The sequence below is a fragment of the Enteractinococcus helveticum genome, from assembly GCF_001657475.1.
GTDB lineage: Bacteria > Actinomycetota > Actinomycetes > Actinomycetales > Micrococcaceae > Yaniella > Yaniella helvetica.
In genome coordinates this window covers 202,119-220,755 of sequence record NZ_LXEY01000018.1, presented here as the reverse complement: position 1 = coordinate 220,755, position 18,637 = coordinate 202,119, and the positions used below count along the sequence as shown (strand labels likewise).

General features: G+C 54.5%; 16 protein-coding genes and 1 pseudogene. 2 read left to right on the top strand and 15 right to left on the bottom strand.

Going from position 1 to position 18,637, the window contains the following annotated elements; translation table 11 throughout:
• The 8 genes and pseudogenes from A6F49_RS17305 to A6F49_RS08025 form a co-directional block, all read right to left on the bottom strand.
• A partial coding sequence (locus tag A6F49_RS17305; RefSeq protein ID WP_150119312.1) for a helix-turn-helix domain-containing protein occupies positions 1-128 on the bottom strand: 128 nt, incomplete at its 3' end.
• Between the two features lie 144 nt (positions 129-272).
• Positions 273-1,022 (bottom strand): ATP-binding protein, encoded by a 750-nt coding sequence (locus A6F49_RS08055; RefSeq protein ID WP_043057978.1) that lies wholly within the window; start codon positions 1,020-1,022, stop codon positions 273-275.
• Positions 1,019-2,578 (bottom strand): annotated as a pseudogene (gene istA / locus A6F49_RS08050) (IS21 family transposase). Before istA ends, A6F49_RS08055 begins: the two are co-directional and overlap by 4 nt.
• A gap of 1,846 nt (positions 2,579-4,424) precedes the next feature.
• Positions 4,425-4,826, bottom strand: coding sequence for a cytochrome c oxidase subunit 4 (locus A6F49_RS08045; RefSeq protein ID WP_043057977.1), 402 nt, complete (start codon positions 4,824-4,826; stop codon positions 4,425-4,427).
• Positions 4,827-4,829: 3 nt separating this feature from the next.
• A complete protein-coding gene (gene ctaD / locus A6F49_RS08040; RefSeq protein WP_043057976.1) occupies positions 4,830-6,530 on the bottom strand; it encodes an aa3-type cytochrome oxidase subunit I in 1,701 nt (566 codons plus the stop codon).
• 5 nt (positions 6,531-6,535) lie between these two features.
• On the bottom strand, positions 6,536-7,501 hold the full coding sequence (ctaC, locus tag A6F49_RS08035) for an aa3-type cytochrome oxidase subunit II (protein ID WP_082911664.1): 966 nt from the start codon (positions 7,499-7,501) through the stop codon (positions 6,536-6,538).
• 168 nt (positions 7,502-7,669) lie between these two features.
• Positions 7,670-8,059: a HesB/IscA family protein gene (locus A6F49_RS08030; protein ID WP_043057975.1), complete on the bottom strand. Its 390-nt coding sequence runs from the start codon at positions 8,057-8,059 to the stop codon at positions 7,670-7,672.
• Between the two features lie 63 nt (positions 8,060-8,122).
• Entirely contained in the window at positions 8,123-9,547 is a 1,425-nt protein-coding gene (locus tag A6F49_RS08025) for a dipeptidase (protein WP_150119426.1), read from the bottom strand.
• Positions 9,548-9,613: 66 nt separating this feature from the next.
• On the opposite strand from A6F49_RS08025, the gene A6F49_RS08020 reads away from it, so the two are divergent.
• Complete coding sequence (locus A6F49_RS08020; protein ID WP_043057973.1) at positions 9,614-10,186, top strand: DUF3043 domain-containing protein; 573 nt, start codon at positions 9,614-9,616, stop codon at positions 10,184-10,186.
• On the opposite strand, the gene A6F49_RS08015 is transcribed toward A6F49_RS08020, so the two are convergent.
• On the bottom strand, positions 10,183-11,280 hold the full coding sequence (locus A6F49_RS08015) for a quinone-dependent dihydroorotate dehydrogenase (protein ID WP_043057972.1): 1,098 nt from the start codon (positions 11,278-11,280) through the stop codon (positions 10,183-10,185). The genes A6F49_RS08020 and A6F49_RS08015 overlap by 4 nt on opposite strands.
• A 73-nt stretch (positions 11,281-11,353) precedes the next feature.
• Here A6F49_RS08015 and A6F49_RS08010 point away from each other — a divergent pair, with 73 nt between their 5' ends.
• A complete protein-coding gene (locus A6F49_RS08010) occupies positions 11,354-12,406 on the top strand; it encodes an alpha/beta hydrolase (protein ID WP_052504878.1) in 1,053 nt (350 codons plus the stop codon).
• Here A6F49_RS08010 and A6F49_RS17300 read toward each other — a convergent pair.
• From A6F49_RS17300 to ybeY, 6 genes are all read right to left on the bottom strand, one after another.
• Positions 12,312-13,094 carry an isoprenyl transferase gene (locus A6F49_RS17300; protein WP_043057971.1) on the bottom strand — a complete coding sequence of 261 codons (783 nt, stop codon included), beginning with the start codon at positions 13,092-13,094 and terminating at the stop codon, positions 12,312-12,314. The two genes, A6F49_RS08010 and A6F49_RS17300, sit on opposite strands and share 95 nt — an antisense overlap.
• Before the next feature lie 18 nt (positions 13,095-13,112).
• A complete protein-coding gene (gene recO / locus A6F49_RS08000) occupies positions 13,113-13,850 on the bottom strand; it encodes a DNA repair protein RecO (protein ID WP_327019960.1) in 738 nt (245 codons plus the stop codon).
• Positions 13,851-13,887: 37 nt separating this feature from the next.
• Positions 13,888-15,615, bottom strand: coding sequence for a 2-isopropylmalate synthase (leuA, locus tag A6F49_RS07995; protein WP_067605704.1), 1,728 nt, complete (start codon positions 15,613-15,615; stop codon positions 13,888-13,890).
• A gap of 314 nt (positions 15,616-15,929) precedes the next feature.
• Positions 15,930-16,880, bottom strand: a complete 951-nt coding sequence (era, locus tag A6F49_RS07990; protein ID WP_067605701.1) for a GTPase Era — start codon at positions 16,878-16,880, stop codon at positions 15,930-15,932.
• A complete protein-coding gene (locus A6F49_RS07985) occupies positions 16,877-18,133 on the bottom strand; it encodes a hemolysin family protein (RefSeq protein WP_043057967.1) in 1,257 nt (418 codons plus the stop codon). The genes era and A6F49_RS07985 overlap by 4 nt, the downstream gene beginning before the upstream one ends.
• A gap of 23 nt (positions 18,134-18,156) precedes the next feature.
• Positions 18,157-18,633 carry an rRNA maturation RNase YbeY gene (ybeY, locus tag A6F49_RS07980; RefSeq protein WP_043057966.1) on the bottom strand — a complete coding sequence of 159 codons (477 nt, stop codon included), beginning with the start codon at positions 18,631-18,633 and terminating at the stop codon, positions 18,157-18,159.
• Positions 18,634-18,637 lie beyond the last annotated feature (4 nt).

Below are 18,637 nucleotides of genomic sequence, written 5' to 3'. Positions count from 1 at the left end.
TCATCAGACGCTAACGCCTTGCGCACCGTATTCCGGCTGATCCCCATCCGGCGGACAATTTCTTTGATAGCAACACCTTCGGCGCGATGCAGCCGACGGATCTCTGCCCAATCTTCCACACTCATCACGCCACCGAGCTTGAACGAATGAGGGGTCAACATTCATCCGTCCCTAGAGGGTCATTATTCACGCGTCGTCGACAGAAGCCGGCATTGGTGCCGGTGGGCGCCGGTGATGGTGTGGTTGAGAGCCACCGACGCCCACCACCGGAGTTAGGCGTTGATGTTGGCGGTATGTTCACGCATGTTGTAGCCTCCGGTTTCTACCCAAATGGTGTTGTGCACGATTCGATCCATGATGGCATCGGCATGAACACCTGATCCCAGGCGCTGATGCCAGTCCTTTTTGGCGTATTGGGTGCAGAACACTGTGGAGGCGTTATCGTAGCGCCGCTCCAGTAGTTCCAGCAGCATGCTGCGCATCGACTCATTGGGTGAGTCCAGGAGCCATTCGTCGATGACTAACAACGTGAAGCTGGCGTATTTTTTGAGCAGTTTGACTTGGCCTTGGGGCTTGTCTGCTGCTTGGATCCAGGCTTCTTCCAGATCTGGCATCCTGACATAGTGGGCGCGGATGCGCATCGTGCAGGCTTGTTTGGCTAACGCTAAGCCCAGGTAGGATTTCCCGGAGCCGGTGAAGCCTTGGAAGACCACGTTGTGTTGTCGGTCAATGAATGAGCAGGTGGCTAGCTGGGTGATGACCTCGCGGTTGAGGCCACGTTCTTCGAGCATGTCTAACCGGCGCAGATCCGAGTTGGGGTAGCGCAGCTGGGCGCGGCGGATCAGTCCTTCGACTTTGGCATGGGTGAAGGCGCTGTGGGCTTCATCCACGACCAGTTGGATGCGTTGTTCAAACGACATGCCCAGGGTCAGCGTGTCGTTTTGGGCCAGTATCGCGTCAAGGAGTGGGCCGGCGGCCATGTCGCGCAGTTTGCGGCGGGTGTCGGTATCGATACTGCTCATTTAGTGTCTCCTGCGTAGTAGTCTGCGCCGCGAACGTAGCCGGTGGTCTCGTGATCGTCTCCTGGTAAGAGCACCTCTCCGGTTTTGTCTTGACCGGATTCCAAGATAGGCCGCAAATGCGCATAACGTGGCGAAGGCACCCGGCTGGCTAGCGCCACAGCACAGGCAGCTTCTAAGCGTTGATGGGAATACCGCCGCGCTAAGCGCAGTACTGCCAGGGCTGGATCCAGTCCTTGTTCAGCAATGGGGACGGCGGCAAAGATCCGGTCCTCGACCTCTTGGGTGTTGGCGCCGATCCGTTGCGCCCAGGCACGAACCCGGTCTTGGTCCTAGGGCTGATAACCAGCACCTGGTGGCAGGTCGGCATCATTGGTGGCATATTCATTGACCGCGGTGGCCGGCAGGCGAAGGTGAGAACACAACCGTTGGTGATTGCGATATATTTCCACTGTGGTGCCGGTGATGCGCACATCGACTTTTTCGCCAATATGGGTATAGGGCACCGAGTAATAATTCTTGGCCCAGGTGATGTGACTATTGCGGGCCACTTTCCGACCGTAAACCCAGTCACTGATCTCGTAGGCTGCTGCGGGCAAGGGCCGCAACAAGTGACGCTCTTCAGCGTCGAAGACCGTGGCACGTGAGCCAGCGCGCTTTTGGAACGGCTCACGGTTATACGCGGCCAGTTGTTCTTGGACTGCTTGGCGCAGCTGGCCAAGGGTCGCAAAGGTTTGCTTGCGTAGTGCTGCAATGACCCAGGTCGCGATATAGCCCACCGTGTTTTCGGTGCTGGATTTGTCCTTGGGAGCTCGGATTCTTGCGGGCAATACCGCTGCAGAATAATGCGCGGCCATCTCGCGGTAGGCCGTATTGAGCACGATCTCGCCTTCGCGCGGGCGCTGAATGACTCCGGTTTTTAGGTTATCGCACACAATCCGTGGCACTGAACCACCAAAAAATTCAACCATGGCCACATGGGCGGCCAGCCACGTATTTTGTTGCATATCCAAGGTGGGTTCCACAAACGCATACCGCGAGAACGGCAAACACGCGACAAACAGATACACCGTCTGCGTTTTGCCCGTGACCGGGTCCTCCAGCCGCATCGTAGGCCCGGACCAGTCGACTTCCACCGTCTGGCCGGCTTTATGCCCGACCCGTGAGGTCACACCCGATTGCAGCACATATTTCTGATAGATCCGACAAAACCGGTCATAACTCATGACCGGCTGGTTCGTTGAAGCGTGCTCATCGACGTATTCGCTATGCAGCAACTTCAGTGTGACCCCGACCCGGGCCAGCTCTTTGTGCACCGCGTCCCAATCCGGCTGGGCATACACGCTCTGGTATTCACCGCGGTGCGGAAACACCACCTGATACACCTCGGCCTCGGACAGCTCGGCAAGATCATCCCACTTGATGTGGGCGCGGTCTACGGCTTCGAATACCGCAGCGATACTATTGCGCGAGATGCCATGCCCCGCAGCAATGGATCAGGCTGACAACCCTTGAGCACGAAGTTCTAGGACTAACTTCGCTGGAATTTTGCGTACCATAATAGGGCACTCCTTTCGTCATGTGGATTGGCACATGACGAAAGGAGCCCAAACCGCAGGTGGCTCTCAAAGCCACCATTGATGGCTCCAAGCAAGCCCAACACTACATTGAGGCTGTGGCTCTCAATGACACCATGAGTGGACTCCAGTACTGCAAATATTCACTTAGCGGCGATACTACTCTAGTTTGGTGTTCGAGAACCCTCCATAAAGGTTGTATATTCCTTCGCAGAAATCCAGAGAAACAACTTCCCTAGTCTCCAGGTCGACCGTCGTGTCAATAGCGCCCCTTGTCAACGACGGGTGAATATTGCCCTCTCATTCCTGCATTCTGGAAAGCTGAATAATTGTGCGGCCTAGGCCAGACTGGCGTCGACTGCATCGTGCCAAGCACCATTGTCGATTCGTTCCTGCTAAAGATTCTCATTTGTGACCGAAATCGTTTCAGCCGTCCCAAGTGATTTCCGCTAGAACAAACTGGGGGATGATAGATGATTGATCATTTCAGAAGACAAGTAACCGTAGTGGAGGCCGCCCTGCATAGTTTGTCCTGCGTGCGGAGAACTTCCGAAGCGTCTAATAGATATCTACAAGAAGCCGGCCATTAGAGCGGTAAGAGTCCAGCCACAATAGCGCTAAGGGACTATTTCATCAGGGCGTATTGGACGCGGTAGCATTCGCCGCGAAACCATACCAACCTCCCGTGGTGCACGATGCGGTCGGTGACAGCACCGACCATGGTACCCGTCGCTAAACACGGCGCCCCAGCGGGAGGAATCCACTTTGATGGTCAGCGCCAGGCTGCCTTGCTCTTATCCATCGGAGTTGACATGAAACAGCAATTGGGCACAGTCGGCGTCGATAGGCAGGTAACCAAACCCGTCGCTTACTATGGGCCAGCAGAGCCATTTCTTTGTCGAGTCGATCACTATCTTTATCTGTCGCAAGCGAGGCGATGGCGAAGCAGAAACATTTGGCGGGAATGCCCTGGTAACATCCCGCCAAGGCCCGACCAGTACCTAGATCGGTTCTTCCTGTGCCCACATCGTCAGGCAACACGAGGTCTGAGCGTGATCAATGATGTCCAGACTGCTCAGTTGATACTGGCTGTAAGTGTGTGATCAACTAGAAGCCGGGCGGTTCAACAAAGGACATCAAAGTGGCAACTTTGGATGCTCGCAGCAGGCAGCAGCAAGATCCTGGACGGGATCCAGCTCCGTCAGCGAGTAGACCGTGGAAGTATTCACACTGTTCGGTAGCGCCGTGTGTAGACCAATCCGCTCACGCAGTGCTGGTCAGGCAAAATTGGTTACGATGACGCACCGGGCACCAGAAACCCCGCTTGCAGACTTGGAATAGATACTGATGCCGAATCCCATCGGACCGCGTAAGCACATGTCTCCATTCGTGCGATCTAATCTGTCACTCCACTAACTTGCGATCAGATAATTGACTTTGGCGTGTCCGACTGTCTCGGACTCCGTGAGCAGCTGAGTGACCCTGTCGCTTGAAAACTACCCACATCGCAGTGCGTGGATGGCAGGATTCATATCGTTATTTTGCAGGCAAGCTAGCGCTGAGCTAATCGGCTGTCCATGCTCATTGGGCTGAATACAAGTTGGTCGCAATCTCTAATGAGTATTGGAGGCCAATTGTGAATGTCCGTGTCGAGATACGATCCCTAGTGAGGCAATGCTCGCTCGGTCGTTTGCACAGCCTCTCGAACATGCAAGTACGACCGTACAAACGGCTTGGACTGATATTGCGCAGGTGATGAGGTTAAAAAAGTGGAGGGTCGCAGTCCTAAGACTGAGACCCTCCACTCATAGAGGCTTGCCACTACACGTTAGTGTTTGTGCTGTCCCCGTGAGAATTCAAATACCCAACCGGTTACAAAGAATAGTCCGGCGCCGATACCGATGATGAAAATCCACCAGTCGATAGCTACACCGAGTACTACAATTGCGGCTGCGGCGCCGAGGCCCAGTGGCCACCAGCTCCAAGGGGCGAAACGACCGTAAGTTCCGGAGTATTCTTCAATCTCTCCGTCGTCTTTATCGTCGACACCCGTTTTGTACTCTTTTTCTACCAAACGCAGGTAGTAAGCAATCATGTACTGCATACCGGCAAGAGCGAACAGGGCAGGGATCCCGACCCATTCGGTTCCGCGGGTCCAGATTGTGTACACGATGGCTACTGCGAGGAAGAACGTTCCCAGAATTGCAAATAGCTGCTGGTTAATCTTCACGCGCTATGCACCTGCCTTCGTTGTCATATGTTCACGACGCTCTAGTGGAATCAGTTCTGGATGGTGCAGGTCGAGTGCAGGTCGTTCAGAACGGATCCGTGGCAGTGCGTGGAAGTTGTGACGTGGTGGCGGGCAAGAGGTTGCCCATTCGAGCGAGCCGCCGAAGCCCCATGGGTCATCAACAGTAATCTTCTTGCCGTAGCGGGCGGTGTAGTAGACGTTCCAGAGGAATGGAATGATCGACGCGCCCAGTAGCATCGACGATACGGTCGAGAACTGGTTCATGAGAGTGAAGCCGTCTTCCACCATGTAGTCGGCGTAACGACGTGGCATCCCCATGACACCCAGCCAGTGCTGGACCAGGAAGGTGCCGTGGAAACCGAGGAAGAGCATCCAGAACTGGATCTTGCCCCAGGTTTCGTTGAGCATCTTACCGGTGAACTTAGGCCACCAGAAGTAGAAGCCGGCGAACATTGCGAAGACTACCGTACCGAAGACTACGTAGTGGAAGTGTGCAACTACGAAGTAGGTGTCAGAGACCTGGAAGTCGAGCGGTGGGGAGGCCAGGATGATACCGGTCAGACCACCGAACAGGAAGGTAACCATGAATCCGAGGGTCCACAGCATCGGGTTTTCGAAAGTGATTGATCCTCGCCACATGGTTCCAATCCAGTTGACGAACTTCACACCGGTAGGTACGGCGATGAGCATAGTCATCAAGGAGAAGAATGGCAGCAGTACTGAACCGGTGACGTACATGTGGTGTGCCCACACGGTCATGGACAGTGCTGCAATGGCTGCGGTCGCAAATACCAGGGATTTGTAACCAAAGATTGGTTTCCGCGAGAAGACCGGAATGATCTCAGAAACGATACCGAAGAACGGTAGCGCAATAATGTAAACCTCGGGGTGACCGAAGAACCAGAATAAGTGCTGCCACAGGATGGCGCCACCGTTTTCCGGATCGAAGATGTGTCCGCCGAAACGACGGTCCAGGCCCAGCGCAAACAGTGCCGAAGCAAGTGGCGGGAAGGCCATGAGGATCAAGATACCGGTGATCAAAGTGTTCCAGGTGAAGATCGGCATACGCCACATCGTCATACCTGGGGCACGCATCGAAATGATGGTGGTGATCAGGTTCACGCCACCAAGAATGGTACCGAAGCCCTGCAGGCCAAGTCCGAAGACCCAGATGTCTCCACCAATACCTGGTGAGTACGTTGCATTCGACAGTGGAGCGTATCCAAACCAACCGAATGATGCTGCACCCTGTGGGGTGAGGAATCCTGCGGTAGCAATGAGCGACCCGAACAGGAAGAACCAGTATGCCAAGGCGTTCAGACGTGGGAAGGCCACATCTGGTGCACCGATCTGAAGCGGCATAATTACGTTTGCGAAACCAATGAACAGCGGTGTCGCGAACATGAGCAGCATCAATGTGCCGTGCATAGTAAACAGCTGGTTGAACTGTTCTTTAGTCTGCAGGACCTGCATACCTGGTGAGAACAGTTCAGCACGGATAAGCAACGCCATGACGCCGGCGAGGCCAAAGAAAATGAATGACGTCATCAGGTACAGGTACCCGATGGTCTTATGGTCGGTCGTGGTCAGCCAGTTGACGATAATGCGGCCTTTGGAGACCGGCACTACCTGAGGCCGTACACGCGACCGAGTGTCGTCTTGTGTGTATTCGTAAGTAGTCATTTACCTTACTCCTCGATCCGCTGTGGATCGCCCAGAGGTACCTCTTGATCGCGCTGACCATCAGGGTTCTCGTTCGGGTTACGGTTCAGTTCCGCACCCGACAGTCCCTCTGGAAGCTGGCGGATTTCGTTGAGGAATTCTGCTTCTTCAACGATCTCGACGTTGAACAGCATTTCAGAGTGGAATTCACCGCAAAGTTCGGCGCACTTACCTTGGAAGTGTCCAGTCTCACCCGGAGTGAGGTACATGCGGTTGGTCTGTCCTGGAACCATATCCAGTTTCTGCAAGAAGGCAGGAACCCAGAACGAGTGGATGACGTCGCGTGATTTCAACTGGAATTCAACTGGTACGTCGACCGGAAGGTACAGGGTTGGAAGGGTTTCTTCAACACCTTCCTCACCGGTTAGTTGGCCCTGAATACCGTACAGGTGGCGTTCTTCTGTTTGGCCATCTGGCGTGGTGTACTCGTAATCGAAGTCCCAGGCCCACTGTTTACCGTGCACGGTAACCACCAGTGGCGAGTCTTCTACCGGCGTGTTAATAGTGCGTTCAACGCGGTCAGTGAAGCCCCATAGGGTGAGAACCAAGATAATTGGAATCACGGTGAACATGGTTTCCATGGGGACGTTGTATGCGAGTTGGCGTGGGTAACCTTTGTCGCCTTTACGACGACGGTAGGCCACGATGACCCAGAGCATCAATGCCCAGGTGATGACACCAATCACAAGTGCGGCTACCCATGTTCCAACCCAGAGGTTGGTGAGTAGCTCGTTGTGGTTGGTTGTCTCGTTAGATCCGGGATACCAGCCTCGTTTTGCATGTTCTGAACACGCGGTCAAGAACAGCAAAGCCGTAGCGCCAATGACTCCCCCCTTTAGGAGTCTCTTGCCGCGGCTGCCGGCTCGTTGTAGCAGTCTCACAGACGGCCCTTCCTCTTCTTTGTCCAGTGCGAGTGTTTTGCCTTGTGTCATTAGCCTACTCTCACGTCGCACTGAGAGTTATCCAGGCAAAACAACTTTTGCTGTGTCTAGCTTAGTGCTTTTTCTATCGGAAAGTTGGACCATGACAGCAAAACGGCGAGTCAACGTACTATGTGACGTCAACCCGCCGTTTTGCAGGAAATTACTGTTGAAGCATGTCTAGTGGAACGAGTCTCCACAGGCACAAGAGCCAGCAGCCTGAGGGTTATCGATCGTAAAACCGACCTTTGTGATGGAATCCTCAAAGTCGATAGAAGCCCCTGCTAAGTAAGGCACCGACATCTTGTCGACGATGACTTCAACGCCGTCATAGCTGTTGACGGCGTCGCCATCGAGCACACGTTCGTCAAAGTACAGCTGGTAGATCAGGCCGGAGCATCCACCCGGCTGTACAGCGATACGCAAGCGCAGATCCGGACGGCCTTCTTGTACCAAGAGGTCGCGAACTTTGGAGGCAGCCACGTCGGTTAGCACGATCTCGTGCTGCGGCAGTCCTTCAGCGGGAGCCGCTTGTGGCAGCTGGTCGGCAATATTATCTGTCTGGGACATCGTGTACTCCTCTGAAAATGTGACACCTGCGGTCAAATGATGCAACGTTATTGCCCGTAGTCTTTATTCCACATGGTCTAGGGCCATTCTGGCAAGCAATAGTATCTCTGCTTCAATCGCATGGCGTAATACAGACAAGTCTAATGATTCATTGGGCGAATGTGCTTTCGTGTCTGGATCTTCTATGCCAGTCAGCAAAATGCTTGCATTTGGAAATGCTTCGACCAGATCAGCCACGAATGGAATGGAACCACCCATGCCGGTCTCGATGGCGTCAGTCCCCCACGCCTCAGACAGGGCCTGTTTCATCATGGCACTGGCTTGTGAGGTTGCCTCCACAACAAACGGCTTGCCTTGTTCGCCTGGATGGACGGCTACTGTTGCACCAAAAGCTGGCGTGTTTTGTACATGAGCGGTAAGAGTGTCCATGGCATGCTGTGGATCCATACCCGGGCCAAGGCGCATGGAGAATTTCGCACGAGCGGTATGGACAATAGAGTTGGAAGACTCAGCTATTGAAGTGGTGTCAACGCCGATGATATTTAGCGCCGGTTTGTTCCATAGTCGATCAGCGAGACCACCAGTACCAGCCAGTTCTAAGCCTTGAACAGCTCCAATTTGTTGGCGGTACTCCTCTTCGTCATAGGCCACTTCGGCCCAGCGCGTCTGGTCGAGTCCGGGTATGGCTACGTCGCCGTCAGCGGTATGAAGATTTGCAATAATTCGGGCCAATATGGTGTTGGCATCAAGCACTGGTCCCCCGAATAGCCCGGAGTGCACAGGATGCTCAGTCACGGTAACTTCTATGACGCCGTCGAGCAATCCGCGTAGCGATGTAGTCAGCGCGGGGATCTCGACCGACCAGTTCGCGGAATCGGCAACGATGATGGTGTCGGCGGCGAGAAGTTGTTGATGCTCCTGCAAAAACTGGGCGAAGAAAGGTGAGCCGACTTCTTCCTCACCTTCGATGAATACGGTCACACCCAAGCCATGGTCGTCACCCAGTAGCTCCTGCAGGGCTCGAATCGCAGCGTGGTGGACAACGATACCGGCTTTGTCATCCGCGGTGCCTCGACCATAAAGCCGACCAGATTTTTCGGTAGCCACCCAAGGATCCGTTTCCCAGGCTTCACAGTCGCCGACTGGCTGAACATCGTGGTGTGCATATAACAAGACAGTTGGCTTGTCCCCTTGGGCAGGCGAGCGGGCAATAATGGCCGGACCGGATTGCTCGCCGTCGCTATTTGTTTCGGTAAGTTGGTGCACTTGCTTGAACCCGAGGTTTTCGAATAGCTCCGCCACGGCTGCTGCCGACGACTCCAATGGCGCTCTGTCGTAACCGTCAAAGGCTAAGGAACGGTAAGTCACCAGTTGGCAGAGGTCGGTGACGATGCCCGAAAAGTGCTGATCGACCCAGTTTTTGACGGCTGAGATGAATTCTTGACTGTGCGGATTGGGCGTATTGGCAGCTGATAGAGATGCGTTCATGGTCATTAGCGTAGTCGGGATGACAGTGAGGTTGGAACACCTAGAATAGAGGCAACACATTCGTCCATGCTGAACAACAGAAGAGAAGAAATGACCGAAGAAGACCGGGGCACTGCAAAGTCTCAATCCGAGGGCAAGGGACGCCCCACACCAAAACGGCGCGACCAAGAGGCCGCGAATCGTCGTCCGTTAATCTCGGATGACCGTAAGGTAGCTCGCCAGCAGCATCGCGAGGCTGTTGCCGAAGAACGCGCCAGAATGCGCCGTGCCTTGGATACTGGCGAAGAGAAGTATTTGCCGCCACGCGATAAGGGCCCGCAGCGTCGGTTTGCACGTGATTACGTAGATGCGCGCTGGGGCCTGGGTGAATGGCTGATTATTGGTGTGCTGGTCTTTTTGGGATTGAGCTTTGTGCCAACGCCGACGATGCAGATGGCATCGACCATCGGCATGCTGGCCTTCGTGTTTCTGGTGATCTTTGAGGGCTTCTGGGTCGGTCACCAGGTGAAAAAGCGTTTGGAAGCAAAATTCGGCGAGATGGAACCGGGCACCCGGTGGTACGCTGCGATGCGCTCCACCCAGATGCGTCGGATGCGGTTACCGAAGCCGCAGGTCAAACGCGGCCAGTTTCCCAGCTAACGGTTTTCTAGTGCCGCGTTGATGCGGCCGGCCCACAGCGGCCCTTCGTAGAGGAAGGCGGTGTAACCCTGAACCAGGGTTGCACCGGCTTCGAGACGGTCAATGACATCCTGTCCCGTGGTGACACCACCCACGGAAATGATGCTGGCTGAGGTGACGTGCTTGGCCAACAGATCAAGGACTTCCATGGATCGGGCGGCGAGTGGCGCACCGGATACTCCCCCGGCGCCCAGTGCTTCAACTTCAGCTGGGTCGGCGGTCAAATCGTCTCGAGAAATCGTGGTGTTGGTGGCAATGATGCCATCCAAGCCAAGCTCTGACACCATGTCTGCTACGGCAATGACGTCGTCGTCGACCAAATCGGGGGCGATTTTGACGGCAAGTGGGACATGACGACCGGTCACCGCATCTGCGGTTTTTGACACGGCAGCCAACAGTGGTGCTAACGACTCAATAGCTTGAAGCTGTCGCAACCCCGGTGTATTTGGGCTTGAGACATTCACGACCAGGTAGTCGGCATGACGTGCGAGCAGCTGGGTGGACACAAGATAATCGTCAATGGCGTCTTCCAACTCCACGACTTTCGACTTGCCGATATTCACGCCCAGGATCGGACGGAACTGACCAAATCGGCGCGTCAATGTCTTGCGGGTTGTCGCCAACCGAGGCGCAATGCGCTGGGCGCCATGATTGTTGAAGCCCATGCGGTTAATCAGGGCGCGGTCCTCGGGTAGTCGGAAAAGTCTCGGCTGGGGGTTACCGGGCTGTTCTTGTCCGGTAATCGTGCCGACTTCAATGTGTCCGAAGCCTAGATCCGCCAGGGCGCTTGTGCCAATGCCGGCTTTGTCGAAGCCCGCAGCGAGACCAAAAGGCGATGGGAAGGTCAAGCCCATGGCTTGTGTCCGAAGGCTTTCCTTGGGGCCAAGCGCGGCGCGAAGCACTTTAGAGGCACCAGTTTTTTCTGCGATACGAATCGCACCGAAACCTATCTCGTGTGCACGCTCGGCATCCATATCTGCAAAAACCGCATTAAAAACGTGTGGGTAAAGCTTTGGAGATTGGCCGACAAGGCGTGCAGCAAGTAGGTTGGTCATAGCTTGTAGTCAACCATATGGATCAACGCCTTGTGCAACTGTGCACCGGGTTTGTCATGTTTGGAAGCCGCTAATGCACTACGGATTACTTGAGGATACGCCCCCGGGCCAGTGGTTGCCTGACGTCCTGGAGGGGTTCTCGCGTCAAAGCATCCCCCTTCATGAGGAATCAGACGGCCCCGTGACCGCAACACTGGTGCGTCATGACGACGTCGAAGGTCTGCCGCTGCTCTACATTCACGGATGGTCGGACTATTTTTACAACACCGAACTGGCCGACGCCGCAGCTCGCCACGGTCATCAGCTGTATGCCTTGGATCTGAGGAAATACGGTCGGTCCTTGCGACCCAGGCAACAGCCTGGCTATATTGACCATTTATCCGAATATGACCAAGAAATTAACGCCGCTCTGGATTTGATCGCCCACGAACATCCTGGCGAACAGCCAGCCATGATTGCGCATTCAACAGGTGGGTTGGTCGCAGCCCTGTGGGCGAATCGGTATCCCGGGCGCCTACGGACCTTGGTGCTCAATGCCCCGTGGTTGACCCTCCAGGGCAATACCTGGTTGCGCGGATTTGCCAATACGGTGGCTGACCCCGTGTGGCGCAGTATGCCCGAGCGCAAGCTGCTATTGCCCAAGGTCGACTTTTTCTACCGGACGATATCGTCCAACGAGCATGGCGAATGGGTGTTACACCCGTTATGGCGTCCCAGGTACTCCTTCGACATTCATGGAGGCTGGCTGTCAGCAATCCTTGAGGGCCACTCCAAAGTTCGCGAAGGCCTATCCATTGATGTCCCCGTTTTGGTGCTGGTGTCCACGAAGACCCATTTTGGCGCCAAGTATTCTTCTAAGATGCAAACGGCCGACAGCGTCCTAGATGTTGAGGCTACGGCCAAGCGTGCAACGCATCTGGGCAATACGGTGATGATCCATAAAATTCCGGACGCCATTCACGATGTTTACGCCTCGGCACGTCCGGTTCGCGACCAAGCTTTCGCCGCCACGTTTGAGTGGTTAAATTATTTCACCGGGCAGCAGATGGAGCGTCAATCGCTCCCCCGTAACGACGATCTCGGGACGCGTATGTCTCAACCGCATCCCACAGGGTTTTCCGATTAACGTCGGGCCACAACACATCCAGAAAGACCAGCTCAGCATAGGCCGACTGCCACAATAAAAAGTTGGACAGCCGCTGCTCACCGGAGGTTCTCAGGAACAGGTCGACATCCGGCACGTCAGGATGGCGCAGGTGTTGTCCAACTGTCTTTTCGTTAATCGAGCGAGGACTGAGCTTGCCCTTGGCAGCTTGTTCGGCGATGGCTTGGATCGCGTCGGTGATCTCTGCTCGGCCACCGTAGTTTACACACATCACCAGCGTTGTGCGATCGTTGTCCTTGGTGAGTTCTTCAGCAGCCTGTAGCTCGTTGATTACTGACTTCCACAACCGGGGTTTGCGACCATTCCAGCGCACTCTGACTCCCCAGGAGTTCAGTGTGTCACGTTGACGCCGCAGGACATCTCGTGAGAAGCCCATCAGAAAGGCAACTTCGTCTGGTGATCGCTTCCAGTTTTCTGTTGAAAACGCGTAGACCGAGACGTATTTGATGCCCATCTCGACGGCTCCGGCCATTACATCGAGTAAAGCTTGTTCTCCGGCCCGGTGCCCTTCGGTTCGAGGTAAGCCTCGCTGGTTCGCCCATCGACCGTTGCCATCCATCACAATGCCTATGTGTTGTGGAATGAATTTCGGGTCAATTTTTGGCATGACAAAACCATCAGGGTGGGGCGCTGGGTTCTGGTAACGCATTGGTGGCTCCTGTGGTGGCTAGCCCTGGTCCATCACCGATAGTGACTGCAGAGTTTTCTCTAGATGGTACTGCAAATATTGTGCTACAAAACTGGTGGCCTGTCGGGTTTGTGCCGGTTCTGCTTGCGAAACAACCTTCCAATCCCCCGCCAGTAATGCGGCCAACAGTGCTACCACATCATCCGTGGCATAGGGTGTCTGCGGCGGCGCACAGTCGTCACACACGACGCCGCCTAGAGGTACCGACAGCCAGTTGTGGCGACCTTCGACACCGCATTTACTACATTCATCAAACGTTGGCGCCCACCCTGCGATAGCAAGAGCACGCAATAGATACGAGGTGAGCAACATGATCGGTGAAGCGGCTCGTCGAGCCAAAGCAGCGATCGCACCATGCAACAGCCGATATTGTTGGGATGCACCGGTGATGTCTTCATCTCGCGTGAGTTGTTCAGCGGTTTCGACCATCGCGGAGGCAGCGCCGAAGCTGTCGTAGTCATTGGTGAGCATCATGCCATAGGGGTGAATGGTCTCCGTTTGGACGATCATGTGCATATTTCGTCGAGGCACAAGCTGCAATCTCGTGTGCATAAATGGCTCCAACGTCGACCCAAATTTCGACGTCGTACGACGCACACCTTTAGCAACGGCTCGAATCTGACCGTGATCGGCGGTCAGGATGACAATGATTCGGTCCGCTTCGGCCAGTTTATAAGTGCGCAGTACAATCCCGTGGGTCCGGTAACTTTGCGAAATGTACGTACCGGATCCACGGGATCTTTTCCTGGGTGTTTTATTCAGCGGTTTGTTCAGCTTTCACGTCACGCATGTACCGGTTGACTGCAGAGGTGACTGCCTGCAGTGAGGCGGTTGAGGGGTTGTGGTCCAATCCGATACCCCACAGGATGCGATCACCGATGGCCGCCTCAACGTATGCTGCGGCCATGGCTTCGCCACCTTCGGTCAGGGCGTGTTCGGTGTAGTCGAGGACGCGAACGTCGACGCCGGCCTGGTGGAACATTTTCACCAGTGCAGAAATCGGTCCGTTGCCGGTGGCATTACGGGTGACGACTTCGCCTTCGCGCTCCATTTTGACTTCCATCGAGAAGTCACCATCTTCAGTAGTGGAAGAAGTCGAGGACACGAGATGATAGTGGCCCCAACGATCTTGTGGATCGTCAGTTGGCAAATACTCGTTGGCGAAGACTCCCCACAGGGTTCCAGAAGAAATTTCCCCGCCGTGGGTATCGGTGTAGTCCTTGATGACCGCGGAGAATTCGACCTGGGCGCGCCGTGGCAGATCCAAGTTGTACTCGGACTTCAGCATGTAGGCGACCCCGCCTTTACCCGACTGCGAATTCACCCGGATAACGGCTTCATAGGTGCGACCAATGTCTTCTGGGTCAACCGGCAGATATGGTACACCCCAGTCGATGTCTTCGGTTGTAACGGCCGATTCTTCTGCGCGGGCTTCCATGTCTTCGAAGCCTTTTTTGATCGCGTCCTGGTGCGACCCGGAGAACGCGGTGAAAACCAGTTCGCCGGCCCATGGGGAACGCTCATGCACCTTCATCTGAGTCGAGTATTCATAGATTTCTTGGATCTTGTCCATGTTGGAGAAATCAATTTCTGGATCAATCCCCTGCGTATACAGGTTCATTCCGAGGGTCACAAGGTCAACGTTACCGGTGCGCTCTCCGTTACCGAATAAGCAACCTTCGATTCGATCGGCTCCAGCCATGTAGCCAAGTTCAGCAGCTGCGACACCGGAACCACGGTCATTATGCGGGTGGAGTGACAGGATGATCGCATCGCGGTTCTCAATGTTGCGGTGCATCCATTCGATCTGATCGGCATACCGGTTCGGGGTGGACATTTCAACGGTGGCAGGCAGGTTGAGAATCATCTGACGGTCGGTGGATGCTTCCAGAATTTCGGCGACCTTGTTGGAAATTTCAGCGGCAAATTCTAATTCTGTGCCGGTGAAGGATTCTGGTGAGTACTGGTAGGTAATCTCTGTATCGGTCAGCTGTTCTTCGTATTTGCGACACAGCATGGCACCGCGCGTAGCGATGTCGACAATGCCGTTTTTGTCTTCGCGGAAGACTACGCGTCGCTGCAAAACCGAAGTGGAATTGTACAGGTGCACGATGGCACGCGGGGCGCCTTCTAACGCTTCGTAGGTGCGTTCAATGAGGTGTTCCCGGGACTGTGTCAGCACTTGGATGTGCACATCGTCGGGGATGCGATCTTCTTCAATCAACTGACGCACGAAATCGTAATCGGTTTGTGATGCCGACGGGAACCCAACTTCGATTTCTTTGTATCCCATACCGACCAGCAGTTCAAACATCCGCATTTTGCGTTCTGGGTCCATGGGGTTGACCAGGGCCTGGTTCCCATCCCGCAAATCGACCGCGCACCAGCGAGGAGCTTTCGTGATGACGTTATCTGGCCAAGTACGATCCGGCAGGTTTACGGCAATTTGTTGTTCGAAAGGGACGTATTTTTTAAAGTTCATGCCCGATGGTTGCTGAAAATTCCGCAAAGTCTTTCCTCATTCTTTGAAACTGCCTGGTCCTGTGACGAGTTTAGTGGACCAATGATGACAAACCGGTGTGTGAGCATTCATGTCTCACCGGTGGCAGGTCGTGTGTTTCGCTCCGCAACGGGGTCGACGCTACCTGATGGCGTTCAAAGCGTGTGCTTGAAGAACCTAGGCCCCGCTACGGCACGGTAGTAGTAGACCTAGTAGAGCACCAAGAAGTGCACGGTGAAGACCGTGCTGTGGGGTGCTCTGAACACAATGCATGTGGTTAGCCTAACACCGGGTCCTTAGAATCCCAAACGATTCATATGTTTAGGATTGCGTTGCCATTCTTTGGCAACTTTAACAACGAGGTCCAGATATACCCGTGTGCCAAGGAGTTTTTGAATGTTCTTACGCGCGCGCTGTCTGATAGCCCGGAGCTGCTGACCACCTTTGCCGATGATAATGCCTTTTTGACTGTCGCGTTCCACGTAGATCGCAGCGTAAATGTCCGTGATGGGCTGATCTTCAGGCTCGCCCTCGCGAAGCCCCATCTCGGTAACGACAACCGCCAGGGAATGCGGCAGTTCATCAAAGACATCTTCTAAAGCTGCTTCTCGAATAAGTTCGGCAACCATAATGTCGTCGGGCTCATCGGTGACTTCACCGTCCGGATACAACGGCGGTGATTTCGGCAGGGACTTGGTCAGGACTTCAACAACCGTATCGACTTGGACATCACCTTGGACCGAGACCGGAACGATTTCTGTGAATCCTTCACCGGTATCGGGCGTCAATATTTCTTCACCAAGCTGTTGGACGGCGATCAGCTGGTCGGCCAGAACTCCCCGAGTGACCGTGTCGACTTTCGTGACCAAGGCAATGATCGGCGTCTTGTGCAGTTTCGCTAGCTGTTCGGCAATGAACCGATCCCCGGGACCAATTTTTTCATTGGCCGGTATGCACATGGCCACAGCATCCATTCCCGCAAGAGTTTCTGCAACAAGTTCGTTGAGACGCTCCCCGAGTAGGGTCCGTGGTCGGTGAAGACCCGGTGTATCGACCAAGATTAGCTGATGATCATCGCCAGATACGATCCCACGGATGACCCGTCGGGTGGTCTGAGGTTTGGATGAGGTGATGGCGATCTTTGAGCCAACCATCGCGTTGGTCAACGTAGACTTTCCAACATTGGGTCGACCGACAAGGCTGACGAATCCGGAACGAAAGTGTTCGGGATACTCGGTTGGCATCATGCTGTGGTCTCCTCGGAAGATGAATGTACGGTGACTTTGATCGTATCGACTCGATTGCGTTTGCCGACAAGTGAGGCAACGGTCAGTGTGAGGTTTTCAATCTCCGTGACCGAGCCTTCAACCGGAATTTTACCTAAACTCTTGGCCAGCAGCCCGCCCACGGTGTCAACGTCTTCGTCATCGTCTAAGAATAAGTTGAACGCTTCGGAGAAGTCTGTGACCGACATTGAAGCATTCACCAGGAATTCGCCGTTGGGTTGTGGGATCACGTCAGCGATTTCGACGTCGTCGTATTCATCCGAAATATCGCCAACGAGTTCCTCAATGAGGTCTTCCAGTGTGACCAGTCCTGCGGTGCCACCGTACTCGTCAACGACAATGGCCGCGTGAATGGCTTCACGTTGGAGCTCTTGCAAAAGATCCCAGACGGATTTGGATTCGGGAACAACACGAATCTCACGTGCCAAGACGTTGACTTGCTCCTGCGGGGATAACCGCTGGGTGTGGGTGGCACGCACGATATCTTTGAGAAAGACGATGCCTAGGACGTCGTCTGGACTTTCACCAATCAGGGGAATGCGGGAGAAACCGGAATCGATGAAGATTTCTGTAGCATCAGCCAGAGTGGTACCCGATTCAAGCCACACCACATCGGTACGCGGCACCATGATGGCGCGCACCAAAGTGTCGTCCATTTCAAAGACCGATTGAATCATTTCGGCTTCGTCGTCTTCTAAGACGTCGGCTTTGGATGCGCGTGAGACGTATTCCCGGAAGTGTTTTTCTTCCAGATCGGCTTCGTCGTTTTCGTCGTCATTTTCGGTGTCGGTGTCCGTGATGAACAGTCGCGGGATGGGGCCCAGGATGACGGTCAACAGACGGACCAGCCATGCGGTGCCTTGTGCTGAAACCTCGTAGTGTTTCGCCCCAATTTTGCGTGGACTACGGAAGGCAGACAATAACGTCATGACTCCCATTACCAGGATGCCGCCGGCAGCCGAAAGCCACACGTTATTGACGAAGTAGTCAATAAACACCGTAATGAGCACTGCGGAGGTCGCCAGGAAAACGCTGCTCCAGAACCGGACGGCCAACTGATGTTCGGGTAGCCGATCGAGCACTTGCAAGATGGGGTTGCCTGGCCGTTTCGCTACGACTGCTTCTGCTTCTCGGTAGGAGATGTAGTCAAACGCCGATTCGGCAAGGTTTAACACCCAGGTTAAAATAAGACTGGCGAGAAAAAATATCGCCATGGTAATAGGTATGGCCACAGCGTTTATGCTTCCTCATCCTGGAGCTCTGGCGGCGCGTAGCCTAGAAATTCTTGGAGAAGTCGGTTTTGCAAGCTGAACATTTCGTCTTTTTCTTCGGGATCATCGTGATCGTATCCCAGCAGATGAAGCAATCCGTGGGTTACCAGCAGCGCCACCTCGTCAGCCACATTGTGGCCGCCACGTGCGGCATGTTCCGCAGCGACTTCAGGGCTGATCACGATATCGCCCAGCAATCCTTGGGCCGGTTGCTGTTGGGTGCCAGGGCGCAGCTCGTCCATCGGAAAACTCATGACGTCGGTGGGGCCGTCTAGACCCATCCAGTCTTGATGCAATTGACTCATAGCGTCGTTATCAACAAATACCACTGCCAGCTCGGATGCCGGATGGATGTGAAGGTTGGTATACAGGTGTTTGCCCAGCGTCATGACCCGTTGAATGTCGACGTCGAAAGCAGTTTCATTAAGTACTTCTATTGCCATGTTC